The sequence below is a fragment of the Candidatus Izemoplasma sp. genome (assembly GCA_036172455.1).
Taxonomy (GTDB): domain Bacteria; phylum Bacillota_I; class Bacilli_A; order Izemoplasmatales; family Izemoplasmataceae; genus JAIPGF01.
Genome location: JAXKVY010000002.1, coordinates 461,570 through 479,144 on the forward strand (window position 1 = coordinate 461,570; position 17,575 = coordinate 479,144).

The following is a 17,575-nucleotide window of genomic DNA, read 5'->3' on the forward strand; positions in this document are numbered from 1 at the left end:
AAGTATAACATAATTTAGAGATAAGTTTTACCTTAGTTTATTTTTTGGGTATAATACGCGTAGGTGATAATTATGAAAATTTTAGCATGTGTTGGTAGCAAACGCAAAAACGGAAACACACACACATTAGTAAAACAAGCAATGGAACAATTTGATTCTAGTAACAGCATTGATATCGTAACATTATCTGATTATAACTTTGAAGGATGTACAGGTTGCGAGGGCTGTGCTATGACCAATGAATGTGTTATCCAAGATGATATGCAGATTCTTTATGGTAAGATAGATGCAGCTGATTTACTAATCCTAGCCTCTCCCACTTACTATTATAATATTACAGCTGACATTTTTACATTTATTTAATAAAACTGATGCGAAGGAAAGTGATCAAGCACAACAACAAATAAATCACTTTGTCACAGAAATCAAGTCATCTATAAAAAAATAAATTATATAATAATTTAGCCCAACAGTGGGATATATATTGTTTGATTCAACGGCATTATGTGATATCATATAAGTGTCACAAAAGGAGGATGTCCTGTTGAAAGAACCAAAAAATCTAGCTAAACATGTACAGATAGCATATGAAATAGCACAAAAGATAAATCAAAACATATTACAAGAAGGCGATAAACTACGGGGACGTAATTTAGCTGCAACAGAATACAAAGTCTCCTCAGAAACAGTTCGAAAAGCACTTGCGCTCCTTCAACAAAAAGGAGTCGTTATTGTTAAAGAACAAAGTGGGGCCTTTGTCTTATCAGTAGAATATGCCAAAGATTTTGTGAAAGCTATCAAGGAAGATATGAAATTATCGAATCATGTGGAAAACATAAAAGAGTTATTAAAAGAAAACAAAGCAATAACGAAACAAATAGAAAAAGAGTTCCGATTAATTGATCTCACAAAACGCAAGAGTACAACCGACTTGCCTTTTGATATTTTTAGTTTTAAAGTGACTAAAAATTGTCAATTGATTGGTAAAACGATGCAAGAATGTGCTTTTTTCCATAATACAGGAGCCACCTTGTTTGGTATGATTAAAAATAAACAAGTAATTTCTTCTGTTCCTAACTCAACTGTAATCGATGTAGACGATATTTTGTTTTTCTCAGGGGATGAAAAGAAAAAAGCGAAAACACTTACATATATAAAAGATATTTCTAGTTAAGCGCTATATACCTAGAATAAGCCGTTTTCGGCTTTTTTTACGCGTTTTTTTAAACCACCAAAATCATTGATTAACTGACAACTTTATGATAGTATTGTAATTGTCAGTTTGACAAGGAGGAGTTTTATACAAATGAAAAAATTATTTTTATTATTATCAGCGTTCGTTATTTCGCTTGGATTAAGTGCATGTGGCGGACCCGAAGAAAAAATTATCATGGGCGAAGGAAATTGGAACTCATTCGTTTTTCATAACCAAGTAGCCAAAATTATTATTGAAGAAGGATATGATTATTCAGTAGATATTGTTCCGGCAGATACTAACGTTTTAATACCTAGTTTAAAAGAGGGCGATGTTGACATTGCAATGGAAATCTGGAGTGATAACATTCCAACATATGATGAAGATATTAAAAATGGTGCCTACGTTGAGTTAAGTACTAACTTTGATGACAACCGTCAGGGACTATATATTCCTGCTTATCTTCAAGAAGAATATCCAGAATTAATATCTGTAAGAGATTTACTTGATTATCCAAATTTATTTCCAAATCCTGAAGGTGGAGATAAAAGTGTTATTTATGGTGGTCCTGAAGGTTGGAGCGCTACAACACACTTACATGACAAGATGGAAGCTTATGGTTTAAATGAAGAATTTGTGTTTAAAACAATTGATTCAAGTTCAACATTGAATGCAAGTTTGGCTGGAGCATATGCTAATGAAGAACCATGGGTTGGATATAATTGGGAACCAACATGGGCTTTAGGTATGTATGATATGGTATTGTTGGAAGATTCTGCTTATAGTGCTGAAGATTTCGAAGCTGGAATAGGTGCTTTCCCAAGTGTTGATGTAAATGTTGTTGTCAATACCGAGTTTGCTGATACTTATCCAGAATTAAATACATTCTTAAGCAATTATGAAACAACAAGTGATATCACATCAGAAGCCCTAGCTTATATGCAAGATAACGATGATGATACTGGTGAGTTAGCAGCAATTTACTTCTTAACAAATTATGAAAACCTATGGAGTGAATGGGTTACTGATGAAGCCTATAACAATGTCATGGACTACATTAATAACAAATAACTAAAAACTACATAATAGAAAATGCAACCTTCATAGGGTTGCATTTCTATCGATTTAAAGGAGTGATTTTATGTTTAATTTTCCAAAAGCCTTAGAATTTTCAATTGCTGGGTTTATTGATGCCATAGTAGATTGGATCCTTACGAATTTAGATGGCCTATTTGAATTAATATCGACGATAATTATCTATGTATTTTATTACGTTGAAACATTTTTAAACTTTATACCTTGGTGGGCAATGATTCTTGTTATTATTTATGCAGGATATAAACTATATAACTATAAAATGGGTCTCACCTTAGGACTACTATTATTCTTAATAGGCGTTTTTGGGCTGTGGGAAATGATGATTTATACACTAGCAATCGTATTGATTTCAGTACTTGTTAGTTTACTTGTCGGGATTCCTACAGGGATATTTATGGCTAAAAGTACACGGGTTGAGAAAATCCTATTACCTATATTAGATGCCATGCAGACAATGCCCAGTTTTGTATACTTAATACCAGCCGTCATGTTATTTGGTCTTGGTAAAGTACCTGCAGTTTTCGCAACAACAATTTATGCTATTCCACCGGTTATTCGTTTAACTTTCTTAGGAATATCAAATGTTGATAAAGAAGTTCGTGAAGCTGGTATGGCGTTTGGATCAACACCATTCCAACTATTATTTAAGATAGAATTACCTCAAGCATTATCAACAATAATGACTGGGGTCAACCAAACAACAATGATGGCTATGGCAATGGTTGTTATTTCGTCAATGATTGGTGCAGAAGGAATTGGACAAGAAGTACTCGTCGCAATTCGTAACTTAGAAGTTGGACGTGGTTTCCAAGCTGGATTCGCCGTTGTTTTCCTTGCGATTTTACTTGATCGCTTATTACAAGGAACAACCAAGATATTACAAGGAGGCGATGAAGTATGAAAAAAGTAAAGCGTAAAAACAAAATTGAAGTAGAAAACCTACAACTTATATTTGGAAAAGGCAAAGCAAAACAAAAAGCCATTAAAATGATTGAAGATGGTGCCTCTAATGAAGAAATTAGAGAAGAGACAGGATGTGCGGTTGGTATTAGAAATATTGACCTTAACATTAAAGAAGGCGAACTATTTGTTATTGTTGGACTTAGTGGAAGTGGAAAATCAAGTTTCTTAAGATGTTTTAATAAACTGAATAATCCAAACCGAGGAGAAATTAGAATTGATGGCGAAAATATCTTATCTTATGATAAAGAACAATTACGTAAACTACGCCGGAATCAAATCGGAATGGTTTTCCAACACTTTGGTTTACTTAGTCACCGTACAATTTTAGACAATGTTGCTTACGGATTAGAAGTTCAAGGTCTTGATGAAGAAACACGCCAAGAAAAAGCTTACGAGGCCAACAAAATTGTTGGACTAGAAGGTTGGGAAGATTACTATCCACACCAATTAAGTGGTGGTATGAAACAACGTGTAGGGCTCGCTAGAGCCATTGCAACTGAACCTGAAATATTATTAATGGATGAACCCTATAGTGCACTTGACCCACTCATTAGACGCGATATGCAAAATGAGTTGTTAAATCTTGAAGAGTATATCGATAAAACGATTATCTTTATTACCCATGATATGAACGAAGCATTTAAAATGGGAGATCGGATCGCATTACTTAAAGATGGTGAAATCGTTCAAATGGGTAAACCTATGTCATTCTTTGATGATCCAAAAAATGACTATGTTAAAGACTTTATCGCAGATGTTGATAAGGGTCAAGTATTAAAAGCTAAACAGGTCATGGACGATGCAGAAATCGACTTTAAAGAAGATGATGACAGAAACGTTGTATTGAAAACACTCGAAAGAGAAAATCTTCAAATTGGCTTTGTCGTTGATGATGAAAACAAACTAGTTGGTCGGATATCACTAGAAGATGTTAAGAAATCACGTGCTAAGACCATAAAAAGTCTTATTGAAACTGATATTCAATCGTTCTATCGCCAACGTTTCATTAAGGAAATCTTACCCCTCGTTGGTGAAACTGAATACTCAGTCCCTATTGTTGATTCAAAGAATCGACTTAGAGGAACCATCAACAAAGAAGTTATTATTAACGCATTAATATAAAAATTTAGATACTCAGCTAAACGCTGAGTATCTTTTTTATTCGGGGTACATCATTTTTCTTGTTACACCACCATCGATCGTGATAATTTCACCATTGATGAAATCATTACTGGGATCCGTTAGAAATAGTACTCCCTTTATGATATCTTCTACTTTGCCAACTCGATTAGATAAATGGAAATCATGGTCAATATCTCTTAAATCATCATCATGGCTATTTATCCAACCAGGGGCAATCCCATTGACCGTTATGTCTTTTTCTTTAAGTGTTACCGCTAACCCATGTACTAAAGATGAGAGTCCCCCTTTAGATACAGTGTATCCAATTGTATTCTTTTCTGACATAACAGCTCGTGTTGAACTGAGAACAATAATGCGACCGTGATTTCCTTTAAACCGCTTAGCATAGTCCTGAGCTATTTGAATATGACCAACTAAATTAGTATTAATAACCGTTTTTATATCAGTTATAGATTGATTTAAAAAAGGTGATTGATCAAACGTTGCTGCATTTAAAATAATAATGTCTATATGGTGTTCTATATTACTTAATACTTGATTTAATGCTTTTTCATCAGCAATGTCACATGCAATATATTTATAATTAGGTTGATTGCTTTTACTTGGCTCTAAAATATCAATATTAATCACATAATCGCCCTCTTCCAAGTAGCGAGTCACTATCCCTTCTCCAATACCTTTTGATCCTCCAGTAATTAATATAGTTCTCATTTCATCAACTCCTTTTAAACCTATTATACAACATTATTCAAAAAACATCATTCATTCTTAAGCGATTCATTATTGTATGATAGAATAGTAGTAAATAGCTGTGAAAGGATGATTCAACTATGATAACAAAGATTCGTGAACGCGCATTTACCTTGGCACAAAAGATCATTGATAAAACTGGACCAAGATTAGCCGGAACAGAGGCATCGTTACAAGCCGCAGAAATTCTAAAAAATCGATTAAATGCGTTTTGTGATAAGACTGAATTTGATTCTTTTCATCTTCATAAAGGGGCTTTTCTAGGATGGATCCGTTTGCTTGTTTTGGCTTATACTGTTGGGGTTATATTGCTTTGGTTAGGTTATCCTACAATTGCCTTTATTTTAGCCTTAATAAGTATCTTAATACTTGTGCTTCAATTCTTCTTATACCTACCCATTATTGATTCTTTATATCCGAAAAAAGAAGGAAGGAATGTGATTGGATATATTAATCCAGAAAAAGAGATCAAACGTCAGATCATAATTAGTGGTCATCACGACAGTGCCCGTATTTTTAATTTTTTTATTCACCAACCCAAATTGTATAATTTACGTGTGACAGGTTCCATTGCGCTTGTTATTTTATTAACTATAACCTCACTAGTTATGATGCTAATTAATATGCCCATTGGAGAGTTAATCATTGTAATCATTCTAACTGCTGGCTTATTACTAGTCCTACAGATGTGGTTCTTCGCTTCTCATAAAGGAACACCAGGAGCTGGAGATAACCTAATAGCCAGTACAATGGCTATTGAACTTGGAAAATACTTTAGCGATTATACACTAGAACATACGCGTATTATAATTGCTAGTTTTGATGCGGAGGAAGAAGGTTTACGTGGTGCTAGAGCATTCGCAAAACATCATAAGGTATTATTGAATAAATACCCTACCACATTATTGAATACTGACTGTGCCTATAATCTGGACGATTTGTTTTTCTTAACCAGTGATATTAATGGCGCCGTAGATTTAGATACTCCACTGGCCAAAGATTTAGTTAATATCGCTGAAAAGCAAGGCTACAAAACATGCCATAAACCAATTGCATTTCTAACAGGTGGAACTGATGCGGCTGAACTAGCCAAAGTTGGTATCAAAGCAACAACGTTAATTGGCATGCCTTGGGATAATAATTCCCGCTCAAGTGTGTATCATACACCAAATGATACACTGGATAGTGTTGATCCAAAAGTTATCGAAGCTGCTATTTCTATTTTTAAAGAATATATTGAGAATGAGGATACATTAACTAGCTAATAAAAATGAGTACATTTTAATGAATGTACTCATTTTTTTATGTGATAAAATCCAACTAAGCCTAAGTCTTGATATACTTTTGATCTAAGTCCTTCAAAAAACTTCTTTTACTCATCTGTATTGTCAGTTGTTAAGACTAAAAGATCTTAAATGTAACTAGTGGTTTCGCCATCACATATAACATTGATTAGTCTAATAAGTTTGCCATCATCATAAGCCGCATAAACAGCTAATGAGTGTTTAATCGCTTTTAGTAACTTAGTTAAATTATTAGTAGAGTGATTCCATCCATTATCTAAATAGAGAGTTTTTATAACTTCTCCCTTAAATATTAATGGTTTCTATTGAATCATTACTATCCTCGTAAAATACCTTATTCAAGTATAACCCTGATGGATTTGCTAATGTCTTGATAATTTCGTTATCTCTCTCATCAAACACATCTTTCAAAGCATAGTCTACTTTTCCTTGTGCAATCATAACACTAGCCCCAACAATATATCTCACCATATGTCTTAAAAAACCTTTGGCTTTAATAATGATATGGATTTTATGCTGAGTGACTTGATGAACATGTATTTCATCAACAGTACGGATTGTGTTTGTCGTCTGTGGCCGTTTGCTAAAACCATAAAAATCATGGGTTCCAATAACATCATTTAATATGTTTTTTAAATGATCAAAATTCACAGATCCAATAAACCATTCATTATGGGTTAATGTTGCATCGTACGGGCCTGTATTCAACTTATAGAGATATTCTTTTTGCTGAACATCAAAGCGTGCGTGAAATGCTTTAGGTACATTCATTATGTTATATGCGTAGATATCATCTGGTAATATTGCATTGATAATATATTGATATTTCTCAATGGGCATTAAACTAGATGTATCAAAATGGATAACTTGAGCAATTGCATTTACGTGTCGATCAGTACGGCCACTACTAACCACTTTAATGGATTCTTTTAAGGCTTCTTTTAATGTCTTTTCTATGACAGATTGAATGGTAACATGGTGATTCTGTTTTTGAAAACCGTGGTACATATGCCCATTATAGGATAATGACATCTTAATGCGGTTACGTCCATCATCAGGCATTTGATAGTAATGTACTATATTACCGTTTTTTATTGTGAATTTAGCAGCATATTGTTTACCACCAGTCGCGAATCGAGTATAATATTTAGCGCCATACTGCGTAATATCTATAACTTTATAATCGGTAAACTTTGTAAAAAAGTATGTTGTAAATGCGTCGATATTTGGAAATTGATGCGTGTGTTGAATATTAGCTTGAAAGAGTGTTTTATCTACGCAATCAAATAATTTTTCCTTATCCTTATTCTGCAATGCGAGATAAAAATCTTCAATCAGTTTCATAGGCCCATCACCCTTAAAATAATGGCTAGGGGGATGGTTAATGATGTAATGATAATGGTAACTGTATCAATTGTTTGCCAAGTTAATAAGTGTAATCGTGTACGTTTCTTTCCTGGCACAAAGTTACGTGCTTCCATTGCATTAGCCAACTCATCACTTCGTTTAAAACTAATAATGAACATAGGCACGAGTAAACTGACTATCTGAACAACTTTATCTTTTAATTTACCTTCTGAGAAATCGACACCACGAGATGCTTGAGCCAACATAATTTTATTAGCTTCATCCAATAATGTTGGAATATAACGTAAAGCAATACTAATAATTAAGGCAATCTCTTCTGCACTAATTTTGATGATTGATAACGGTTTTAATAGTTGTTCTAAGCCTAATGTTAAATCTGTAGGTTTAGTAGTTAGCGTAAGTATGGTTGATAGCGTTACAATAATAATTAGTCGGACCATAATAAAGAATGCACCTTGAAGCCCGCCTGTATAGACAACTAACTGTCCTTCACGCAATAAGTCACCAATAGGTAGTAAGATGAATACACTAATGACCGTAACTACCATAAGTAAGAAGTATATTACACCAAATGGAATAAACCGTTTTGTAATAAACCAAAACAAAACCACAGCAACGGCTATACCAATAGTGTAATAACTATAATGAAGCGTTTCATCAAGAACGACCTGCCCTGTTTGAATAAACAGGATTTGAAATGTAAATGTGAAAAAGAGTAAAACAATAATCGGTCGTAGTCCTTTAACAATTCGGCCAATCGGGATACCGCCAATTTTTAAAATAACTAAAAGACCCATTAATAATATAAGGATCTGTATTATATCTGTCAGAATAAAGGTTGAAATCATCAGTAAAATTAATGCCATAATTTTACTTCTTGGATCCATTTTATACAAAAAACTAGTACCTGGTATATATTGACCGATAACGATATTATTCATCGAATCACATCCTTAATTCGCTCAAAAAGTTCGTCCATATTTTTGGGGAATGGACGAATAGATATCTCATACCGTTCTTCAAGTTGCTTTGTCATTTTAATCAAATCAGGCTCTTCTAAATTCCACTCTGCGAGTGATTGATTATTAAATAATGCTTCCGATGTCCCGTCGTAAACGAGTTTTCCATCGCGCATAACTAGAACTCTTGATGCGATTTTATGAACAATATTCATGTCATGTGTAATGATGATGATTGTTTTATTATATGTTTCATGAATTGATTTAAATAAATCAATCAATGCGTCTCTTCCTTTAGGGTCCAAACCGCTTGTCGGCTCATCTAAAACCAGTATATCAGGTTGCATTGCGAGAATACCCGCAATGGATATACGTTTTTTCTCTCCGCCACTTAAATTAAAAGGACTGCGGTCGAGATACGATTCATCTAGGCCTACTTGTTTGATCGCAGTTTTTGCTCGCGCTTTGGCTTCTTCTTTTGATGTATTAAAGTTCATTGGGCCAAACATAATATCCTTCTCTACTGTTTCTTCAAATAATTGGTATTCCGGAAACTGAAAAACTAAGCCCACCTTTTGTCTTAATGGGGTTAACTTTTGTTTCTTTGCTTTTTTCTTATCAGCGTCTATTTTTACACCATATATTTCAACTTGACCAGATGATGGTTTTATTAGTGCATTCATATGTTGTACAAGTGTTGATTTACCACTTCCTGTTTCACCAATCAACGCAATAAATTCACCAGTCCCTTTTATTGTAAGGTTCACATTTTTAAGCGCCTCGAATGTACTACTATCAGGACTATGATATTGATAACTTACTTCTGTAAACTTAATTGCCATAAATAGTCCCTCAATTCTTCATTCACAATCCCGGCAGACGCAATCTTGTGATAGAGTTTTAACGATGGTAATAACTCTAAATTTGATTCATTTAGTGTATCTTTATCTTGTAACACGATTTTTGTTTCATCATGTTTTAATACTCTGCCTTCTTTTAAAACAATAATCTCATCAGACATAATTGCTTCTTTCATGTCGTGTGTAATTGTAATGATCGTTTTCCCCTGTTTTTTTAATGTTTTGATAAAGTTCAATACATCATCGCGTCCATGTGGGTCTAACATAGATGTCGCTTCATCAAAAATAATAATATCCGTATCCATAGCTAATATGCCGGCTATCGCAACACGTTGCTTTTGGCCACCACTTAACTGATGGGGTTCTTTACTAAGGTAATCTTGCATACCTACTTGTTTCGCATATTTATCTATTCGATGGATAATTTCTTCTCGTGTAAAACACAAGTTCTCCATTCCAAATGCAATATCATCTTCGACAGTCACCCCAACAAACTGATTATCTGGGTTTTGAAAGACAATACCGACTTTTTCACGTATTTCATGAACGGTCTCTTCAGTTAATATTATGTCATCAACTGTAATCGTCCCGTTCTTTGCTTTTAGTAAACCAACAATAAGTTTAGCTAATGTTGATTTACCACTCCCGTTATGTCCTAAAATACTTACCCAACTACCTTTTTCTATTGAAAAAGATACATCGGTTAGAACATGGGGTTGGTTGTGATATCCAAAGGATACATTTTCTACTGTAATCATGCGCATCAACTCCACAAGTCATTATATCAAAAAGAAGCTTCTTTTACACTGATAATAATAAATTCTAATCATCTTTGATGATTATTTTCATTCTGTCACCTTCACGCTTTATCCAGATGTTGTCAACCTGACAAACACCTTCATCTTTCTTAGCGTTAAAACAGTCTAGTAAAGTATCATATTCCGTTGACAACTTAATCTTTAACATATGATTTAGCGTATCAATAGATACATCATTATCGACATAATATGTAAACTCGTTTTCTTTTTCAATAGGATCAAGCACCTGGTCATGTTCGTCGTAAATGTTTCCGACTATTTCTTCTAAAATATCTTCTAGCGAGGTTACGCCAACAAATTTTCCCTCTTCTGTCATTAAACACGCTAAATGCATGCTATTACGCTTCATCTTACGAAGCAAAAGATTAATCTTTATATCTTCAAAGACAATCAATGGTCTATGCATAATTTCATGGATGTGTTTAGAACTATGGTGATGCAAGGCATCTAATAGATCCTTAACGATTAACACCCCTATAATCGCGTCCGTATCAATGTGATAAACGGGAATCCGAGAATATTGAGAATCAATTGCACATTCGATTATGTCTTCCATCGATAAGGTATCGTCAATCATTGTCACATTGTCTTTAGGTGTCATAATCATATTGGCCATTAAATCATCAAACTGAAATACTCTTTCTAAAATAGCCTGTTCTTGCTTTTCATATAAGCCTGCCATATTGCCATACAGGATCATTTCTTTTATGTCACGTTCACTAATCTCTTCATCAATTGCTTGACGCTTAATTCCAAACACCCTTAACACAAGTTTGGTAGATTGTGTCAATAGCCATACAAAAGGCCGCGTAATAATCATTGAATAATATATAATTGGCGCTGTTAACTTACTTATCACAATATGGTTACTTAACGCAATACGTTTAGGTACTAGTTCACCAAAAATCAATGTAATATATGAGAGTAAAAAAGTAACGATAACTAAACTAATTGTTTCACTAATAGGGATACCAAGCTGGTTAATAAGCAAAGCAAAATCGACTTTTAAATTTGCCCCCGCAAACGCACTCGATAAAAAACCAGCCAATGTAATCATGACTTGAATGGTTGATAAGTATCGTGTTGAATTGTGTTTTAATCCTTTTAAATAATTTTTAATTTTAGAATCTGACATTCTTTCTATTTCTCTGTTGGTTAATTTTACAAGAGCCATTTCCGCTCCTGCAAAGAATCCATTTACTAAGGTTAGGATGAGGATAAGAAAAAGTATCCAAAACATGTTAATCACTCCTTTAAGTCAACTTTTATTATACATCATTATAACAATTAATGAAACAAGAAAACAGGTACCAAAATGGTCACCTGTTAGTTGATCGTTCACTACCCTTATTTAGCATGAACGTATGACCGGGTCAAAAATATAAGAGTAGAGTGTTGTGTCCGATCCATCACAACTTTATTATTATTAGTCTCTAAGACTAGTGAACACTATTGATTGTTTAATCTTTCAAGTTCAATTGATAATACATTATCTTGGATAGGTTCAGTAATGATAACCCCTTTTTCGGTTCGTTCAAAAGCATATGCTTTATTTACGCCCTCGACACTCTTAATTTGGTATTCTCCGTAATCAAGATGATCTTTATTTTGGTAAATGAAGGTAACAGAGGTATTATTAATCATAGTCTTTACACTTGCACGACAATTCAAAAATTCTTCTTTAGTAAGTTTTGGCGTTAAGACAAGGCTACCATAACGTCCTTTAATTCCAAAAATTTCGGTAACAAGGGTCAATAAGTACCAACTAGCTGAACCTGTTAAATATGGATACATTCCACGACCACGTGCATCGACATATTCTGGAAGGCCAGGGTACATCTTAGCTTTTCTGATGTCGCTCACGAAATTATAAATGGTTGATAATACTTTACGTCCTGCTTGAATATATCCTCTTTGATATAATGCATTGGCATACATCACAGCCATGTGACTGAACATAGCGCCATTTTCTTTATGTCCAAACCCAAAGCCAAAGAGTCTTCCCATGTTGGTTTTAACTTCATCAAAGTTGGTATTTAAGCGGTATCCCCCTACAGTTGGGTCATACAAATACCTATCCGATGCTTGTATAATTTGATCGATTTGTTCATCAGTCGCAGCCCCACTCATAATTGCAAATACTTGTGGCGTTAATGTCATATCTTTGTTTGATATATTATCAAGTGGTAATCCATTATTATCATAATATCCATTAAACCACCCCTCGGATTCATTGGCTAAGAATTCATTCTCCCTAACTTGAGATAATAACTCCTCTCCGAGTTGATTTAAGTGTTTCGCTACTTTTAGTGTATTGTATGTTTTTGTTTCTAATGAACCTGTACTTACACGATCAAAGTATTGACTTAAAATGTCTTGTTTAGTTTGTACTCCTTCTACTTTTGCTGCATGTAAAAGGATATCAAGTGCTGAGAATAATGTTATCGTTGCATGGCCTAAAGATTCAAGATGTTTTAAAATCATTGCTAATGTTTTAAGATTGCTTCCATAAAGTGCTGTAAAAGCAATTGATTCTCCTTTGTCACTAGCCATGTCTAGTCCGTCATTCCAATCCGCATCTTCTAAACGAATATTACCATGTTTACCTACATTGAAATAAGGTATAATATTTTGGACCAATAGATGTTCTAAAATAGTCCCTTTAATATCATTACGAATTGTTTTTTTGGTCTTCTTTGTATAGTGTGTAAACTCATCATCAAAATAGGAGACATTTTCGAATAAGATATCTATATCACCTGTTTTATCAACATAAAGTTTTGTTGTTAACAATGGCCAACTTCCATGATCCATCCATACGCGTGGGATGTTATTGCGATCTGACTTAAACTCGCCTGGCTCATCACCAATAATTGTTGCATTACTCCCGTCAACACGTACACCATTAAAGTTATTGATCAAGGCCTCTCGAACACTAGAAGCATCCATCAAAATTAAAGATAATTGATCTTGCCATAAATCACGCCAACCTCTCCCCCCTTTTCCATAGTCGTGATGTGGAAGGAATGAGTTACCATATAAACGTCTTAATGTTGGTTGGATCGTCACCCATTACAACCAAGCAGAATAAGCATCGTCTTGAATTGAAGTTTCTAATTGGTTAGTTAAGTTTGTCCAATATAATTTAGCTTGAACTTTTTGCTCTTCATACATTTCTTCAGTAAGCGAAGACTGATTTAACTTACTGTTGATGCCTAATGCAAAATATAGTGTAAATGATTCATTCGGTTCAACAGATATCTCATTAAACTCAAATCCACCTGTCATCTCATAGCCAGTAAATGTGTCCCCTGGTTTATATGTATTTTGCCGTTCATTTTTTACAACACTCGGTGTTAATAATGACTGTCCCTCACCGATAAACTCTTCTAAAAGAGGCCAATAATTTTTTAAAATAGTATCATGTGTTAAATACTGAATATCATAACGATTTTGATTCAAATGATGACCACGCTCATCAAACAAGAATGTTGGTTGATTTGTCATGCCAGTCTTGTGTAGGGTTAACTTGTTAAGTAATGCTGATACATGACGATGATCCCGTAAATTATCAGCACTTCGGCTATACATTGGAACATTTAAAACTGGTTTTAAGGTTAATGGTTTTGAAGAAGTATTTGTTAGTATAACTTTATGATACTCAACCGTATCATCTTTTCCGATAAAACTTTCAATCTCAGCATCAAAAAGTTGTTGTTTGCGGGTTATTTTATGGATTAAAAAATCTGCCTCTAATGTCACCTTATCAGGTGTTAACATTTGTTTTGGGGTATTCCCAGTGATACTCCATGTAAACTCATCATTGACACGAAAATAAACGTTTCGGTTCATAAATGAATTATGTGAATCCTCATTACTTGTTGGTAATAAGAAAAAACTATTTTGATCAATGTTTAAACTTCCATTTAAAGAAGGTGTGATTGATCCCTTCAGTCCTAAATCATTACAAAGTGGAAAGTATGTATAACTTAACTGGTCAACATTATTAACTTGAAATGATCCATCATGGTTTAGTATTAATTTAGCATTCATAATTCATCTCCTATCTATATCAATATTAAACGGTGTTTAATCCATTGTATTATATTATAAAAACCGATTTCTGTAAAGGGCTATCAAAAACAAGACAAATTTATTTGTCTTGTTTTATTGTCGATTCTCTTTCAATCAATTTAACGGGTATTTTTATCTGCATTTCTTCCAATTCTTTATCGGAATCAATCATTATTAGGAGTTTTTTAGCAGCAGTTTCTCCAATTTGCTTGGTATCTTGCCTAATAGTTGTTAGTTTTGGTGACAGATACTTTACAAAATCGATATCATCAAAGCCGATAATACTGATATCTTGTGGGACTCTTATTCCCGCTTCTTGAAAAGCTTTCATAGCACCTAATGCAATCTGGTCACTAGCACAGAATATAGCTGTAGGCAATGCGTTTAAAGCCATTAATTTTCTGGCTGCTTGATACCCCGATTCATAGGAATAATAATCCGCTGTTACAATGAAGCGCTTATCAATATTTAAGCCATGCCTACGCATCGCATCAAGATATCCTTCATATCGCTCATTACCTGCGATAGAGAATTTACTTCCTCGGATATGACCAATTTTAGTATGATTCAAGTCAACAAAATGGTCAACAGCAAGTTTAGCCCCCAACTCATTATCACTAATAACCGTATATAAATGGTCGTGATACAAATCTGTTGTGATACAGGCTACATCGGAGTCAATCAATTCTTTCAAATTGGGATTCGTCGCGGTACTTGTTACAATAAACACGCCATCAATATTCTTTTGTGCGCAATATTCTAAATAGGTCATCTCTCTATTACCAAGATTGGTGATGACAAATGAAATTTCATAACCTCTTCTTTCTACGTATGCTTTAAACGCTTGTAGAATACTTGAGAAATAATGGTGTTCAAGCCCAATCCCTAAGTTTTCAGAATAAATCACGCCAATAGTATATGAGGTTTTTGTTTTCAATTTAGATGCGTTACTGTTCGGAAAATACCTTACTTTATTTGCATAATCCACCACACGCTTTTTCATCCGCTCACTAATTCCACCACTATTATTTAACGCTTTAGACACTGTACTGGGCGCGACACCCAATTCCTCTGCGATATCATAAATTGTTTTTTTCATACTCTAATCACCATACTACTCTTCGTCTTTTTTATCTAATCCTACAATAATTGCTCCTAAAATAACAATAAACAAAATGATTAATAAAATTCCACCTATAACCATAATACTCATATGAAGTCCCCCTCTCACTAATAACCAATGTGGACCTTACTTTGAGTTAATTATAACATAATTTAACTAATAAATTAATAAAAAAGAGTGCTTTATATGTTTATAGTTAAATGATATAATTACGATAAGGAGGTCGTCTAAATGAAAACTGTAATTGACTTTAAAAATCTCACAAAATACTATGGTGATGTCTGTGGCTGTAAAGACATTGATTTTTCTGTAAAAGAAGGCGAAATCTTTGGTTTTATTGGTCCTAACGGAGCAGGCAAAAGCACCACCTTAAGAACGATGTTAGGGCTTTTGTTCCCGACAAGTGGTAGTGTTGATATTTTTGGTAAAGATGCGATTGAACACGGTCCTGAATTACGCAAGGCTATTGGGTATCTACCCAGTGAGATATTTTATTATGAGAATATGAAAGTAAAAGATTTACTCCATTATGCGGCGAGTTTTTATGATGGTGATTATACATCCCGCATTGAAGAACTAGCTTCTTTAATGGAACTTGACTTGACAAGAAAAATAAGTGATTTAAGTTTTGGTAATAAGAAGAAAGTTGGTATTGTTCAAGGCTTATTGCATAAACCGAAGTTAATCATTTTAGATGAACCTACTAGTGGATTAGATCCCTTGATGCAACAAAAATTCTTTGATTTAATCAAGAAAGAAAATAAAGAAGGCGCAACAATCTTATTTTCATCACATATTTTAAGCGAGGTTCAAGCATTATGTAATCGTGTTGGTATTATTAAAAACGGAGAGATAATCGACATACAAGATATACAAGAACTTAAAAAAGAAACATATAAAAAAATTACTTTAATGGGTAACGAATTACCTAATAACCCCTATGATTTAGATGGTATTTCAAACTGGGAAATCATCGATCATCAGGTTACGTTTTTATTTAATGGGAAAGTGAATCAGCTGTTGGCTTTATTAAATGACAAAGCATTAGATGATGTATTAATAGAAAACCCTACGCTTGAAGAAATCTTCATGCATTACTATGAGTAGGTGAGCGTATGAATGTCCTACGTTTTGAAGTAAAGAAATTATGGTTATTTACCCTTTTTTGGAGTATTGGATTAGTTTTTGGCCTGCTACTTTATATGGCTTTTTTCCCTACAATGGCCGCAGACCCAAGTGCAATGAATGCAATTCTCGAAAACTTCCCAGGAGAATTTCTTAGTTTCTTTGGGCTTGATTCTGCACTTCCCTTTAATACAATCCTTGGATACTATGCCTTAACGATAAGTTTTATTATGGGCGCAATCGCAATACATGCCAGTTATTTAGGATTATCTATATTGAGTATTGAAGAACGTGAGTTAACTGCTGATTTTTTGATGACACGACCAATATCACGTCAGTCATTATTTATCCAGAAATTAGGGGCGGCGTGTTTCCACCTTGGCGTTGTTTATATTGTAATAAATATAAGTTCAATCCTAAGTGTCATGTTGTTTCGCTCAGGTCAGTCAGTAGATTACACTAAATTACTAACCTTTACGACAAGTTTACTTTTTTTCCAACTCTTCTTCTTATCATTAGGTATACTAGTTAGTTTAGTTATCCCAAAATTTGATAATGTGGTTAGTTACGCAATGGGTATTGGTTTTGGCCTGTTTATTATATCTTCTTTTGGTGATATGCTGTCGATTGATATCGTATCCTATTTTACAGCATACGGATATTTCAATCCAAACGAGGTATTAGTAAATGGGCTATCGATTATATCAATGCTTTTAAATACGCTTTGGATTGTGATTACAATAGGCATTGCTTTTAAATTATATCTAACACGTAATATCCATACTGTTTAGGAGG

The 17,575-nt window shown here is 33.9% G+C and carries 17 protein-coding genes; 8 read left to right on the forward strand and 9 right to left on the reverse strand.

The window, feature by feature from the left end:
• The first annotated feature begins 72 nt into the window (after window positions 1-72).
• The 5 genes from UMR38_04920 (at window position 73) to UMR38_04940 (ending at window position 4,378) form a co-directional block, all read left to right on the forward strand.
• On the forward strand, window positions 73-363 hold the full coding sequence (locus tag UMR38_04920; GenBank protein ID MEC9485196.1) for a flavodoxin family protein: 291 nt from the start codon (window positions 73-75) through the stop codon (window positions 361-363).
• Window positions 364-544: 181 nt separating this feature from the next.
• Window positions 545-1,174, forward strand: coding sequence for a GntR family transcriptional regulator (locus tag UMR38_04925; protein MEC9485197.1), 630 nt, complete (start codon window positions 545-547; stop codon window positions 1,172-1,174).
• 132 nt (window positions 1,175-1,306) lie between these two features.
• Window positions 1,307-2,266 (forward strand): ABC transporter substrate-binding protein, encoded by a 960-nt coding sequence (locus tag UMR38_04930; protein ID MEC9485198.1) that lies wholly within the window; start codon window positions 1,307-1,309, stop codon window positions 2,264-2,266.
• A 70-nt stretch (window positions 2,267-2,336) separates the two neighbouring features.
• Window positions 2,337-3,194: an ABC transporter permease subunit gene (locus UMR38_04935; GenBank protein MEC9485199.1), complete on the forward strand. Its 858-nt coding sequence runs from the start codon at window positions 2,337-2,339 to the stop codon at window positions 3,192-3,194.
• The gene (locus UMR38_04940) at window positions 3,191-4,378 is read left to right on the forward strand and encodes a betaine/proline/choline family ABC transporter ATP-binding protein (protein ID MEC9485200.1); all 1,188 of its coding nucleotides are present in this window, start codon (window positions 3,191-3,193) and stop codon (window positions 4,376-4,378) included. Before UMR38_04935 ends, UMR38_04940 begins: the two co-directional genes overlap by 4 nt.
• A gap of 36 nt (window positions 4,379-4,414) precedes the next feature.
• Here the strand turns inward: UMR38_04940 and UMR38_04945 are convergent, their stop codons facing one another.
• Window positions 4,415-5,110 (reverse strand): SDR family oxidoreductase, encoded by a 696-nt coding sequence (locus UMR38_04945; GenBank protein ID MEC9485201.1) that lies wholly within the window; start codon window positions 5,108-5,110, stop codon window positions 4,415-4,417.
• A gap of 119 nt (window positions 5,111-5,229) precedes the next feature.
• Between UMR38_04945 and UMR38_04950 the strand changes: the two genes are divergently transcribed.
• Entirely contained in the window at window positions 5,230-6,414 is a 1,185-nt protein-coding gene (locus UMR38_04950) for a M20/M25/M40 family metallo-hydrolase (GenBank protein MEC9485202.1), read from the forward strand.
• Between the two features lie 324 nt (window positions 6,415-6,738).
• Here the strand turns inward: UMR38_04950 and truA are convergent, their stop codons facing one another.
• From truA to UMR38_04990, 8 genes are all read right to left on the reverse strand, one after another.
• A complete protein-coding gene (gene truA, locus UMR38_04955) occupies window positions 6,739-7,797 on the reverse strand; it encodes a tRNA pseudouridine(38-40) synthase TruA (protein MEC9485203.1) in 1,059 nt (352 codons plus the stop codon).
• The gene (locus tag UMR38_04960) at window positions 7,794-8,762 is read right to left on the reverse strand and encodes an energy-coupling factor transporter transmembrane component T (GenBank protein ID MEC9485204.1); all 969 of its coding nucleotides are present in this window, start codon (window positions 8,760-8,762) and stop codon (window positions 7,794-7,796) included. The genes truA and UMR38_04960 overlap by 4 nt, the downstream gene beginning before the upstream one ends.
• Window positions 8,759-9,622 (reverse strand): energy-coupling factor transporter ATPase, encoded by an 864-nt coding sequence (locus tag UMR38_04965; protein MEC9485205.1) that lies wholly within the window; start codon window positions 9,620-9,622, stop codon window positions 8,759-8,761. The genes UMR38_04960 and UMR38_04965 overlap by 4 nt, the downstream gene beginning before the upstream one ends.
• Window positions 9,598-10,398 (reverse strand): energy-coupling factor transporter ATPase, encoded by an 801-nt coding sequence (locus UMR38_04970; GenBank protein MEC9485206.1) that lies wholly within the window; start codon window positions 10,396-10,398, stop codon window positions 9,598-9,600. The genes UMR38_04965 and UMR38_04970 overlap by 25 nt, the downstream gene beginning before the upstream one ends.
• A gap of 64 nt (window positions 10,399-10,462) precedes the next feature.
• Window positions 10,463-11,698 carry a hemolysin family protein gene (locus UMR38_04975; protein ID MEC9485207.1) on the reverse strand — a complete coding sequence of 412 codons (1,236 nt, stop codon included), beginning with the start codon at window positions 11,696-11,698 and terminating at the stop codon, window positions 10,463-10,465.
• 209 nt (window positions 11,699-11,907) lie between these two features.
• On the reverse strand, window positions 11,908-13,527 hold the full coding sequence (locus UMR38_04980) for a hypothetical protein (protein ID MEC9485208.1): 1,620 nt from the start codon (window positions 13,525-13,527) through the stop codon (window positions 11,908-11,910).
• A 3-nt stretch (window positions 13,528-13,530) separates the two neighbouring features.
• The gene (locus tag UMR38_04985; protein MEC9485209.1) at window positions 13,531-14,511 is read right to left on the reverse strand and encodes a hypothetical protein; all 981 of its coding nucleotides are present in this window, start codon (window positions 14,509-14,511) and stop codon (window positions 13,531-13,533) included.
• 100 nt (window positions 14,512-14,611) lie between these two features.
• Entirely contained in the window at window positions 14,612-15,631 is a 1,020-nt protein-coding gene (locus UMR38_04990; GenBank protein ID MEC9485210.1) for a LacI family DNA-binding transcriptional regulator, read from the reverse strand.
• 255 nt (window positions 15,632-15,886) lie between these two features.
• Between UMR38_04990 and UMR38_04995 the strand changes: the two genes are divergently transcribed.
• Window positions 15,887-16,762 carry an ABC transporter ATP-binding protein gene (locus UMR38_04995; protein ID MEC9485211.1) on the forward strand — a complete coding sequence of 292 codons (876 nt, stop codon included), beginning with the start codon at window positions 15,887-15,889 and terminating at the stop codon, window positions 16,760-16,762.
• 8 nt (window positions 16,763-16,770) lie between these two features.
• Window positions 16,771-17,571 carry an ABC transporter permease subunit gene (locus UMR38_05000; GenBank protein MEC9485212.1) on the forward strand — a complete coding sequence of 267 codons (801 nt, stop codon included), beginning with the start codon at window positions 16,771-16,773 and terminating at the stop codon, window positions 17,569-17,571.
• Window positions 17,572-17,575 lie beyond the last annotated feature (4 nt).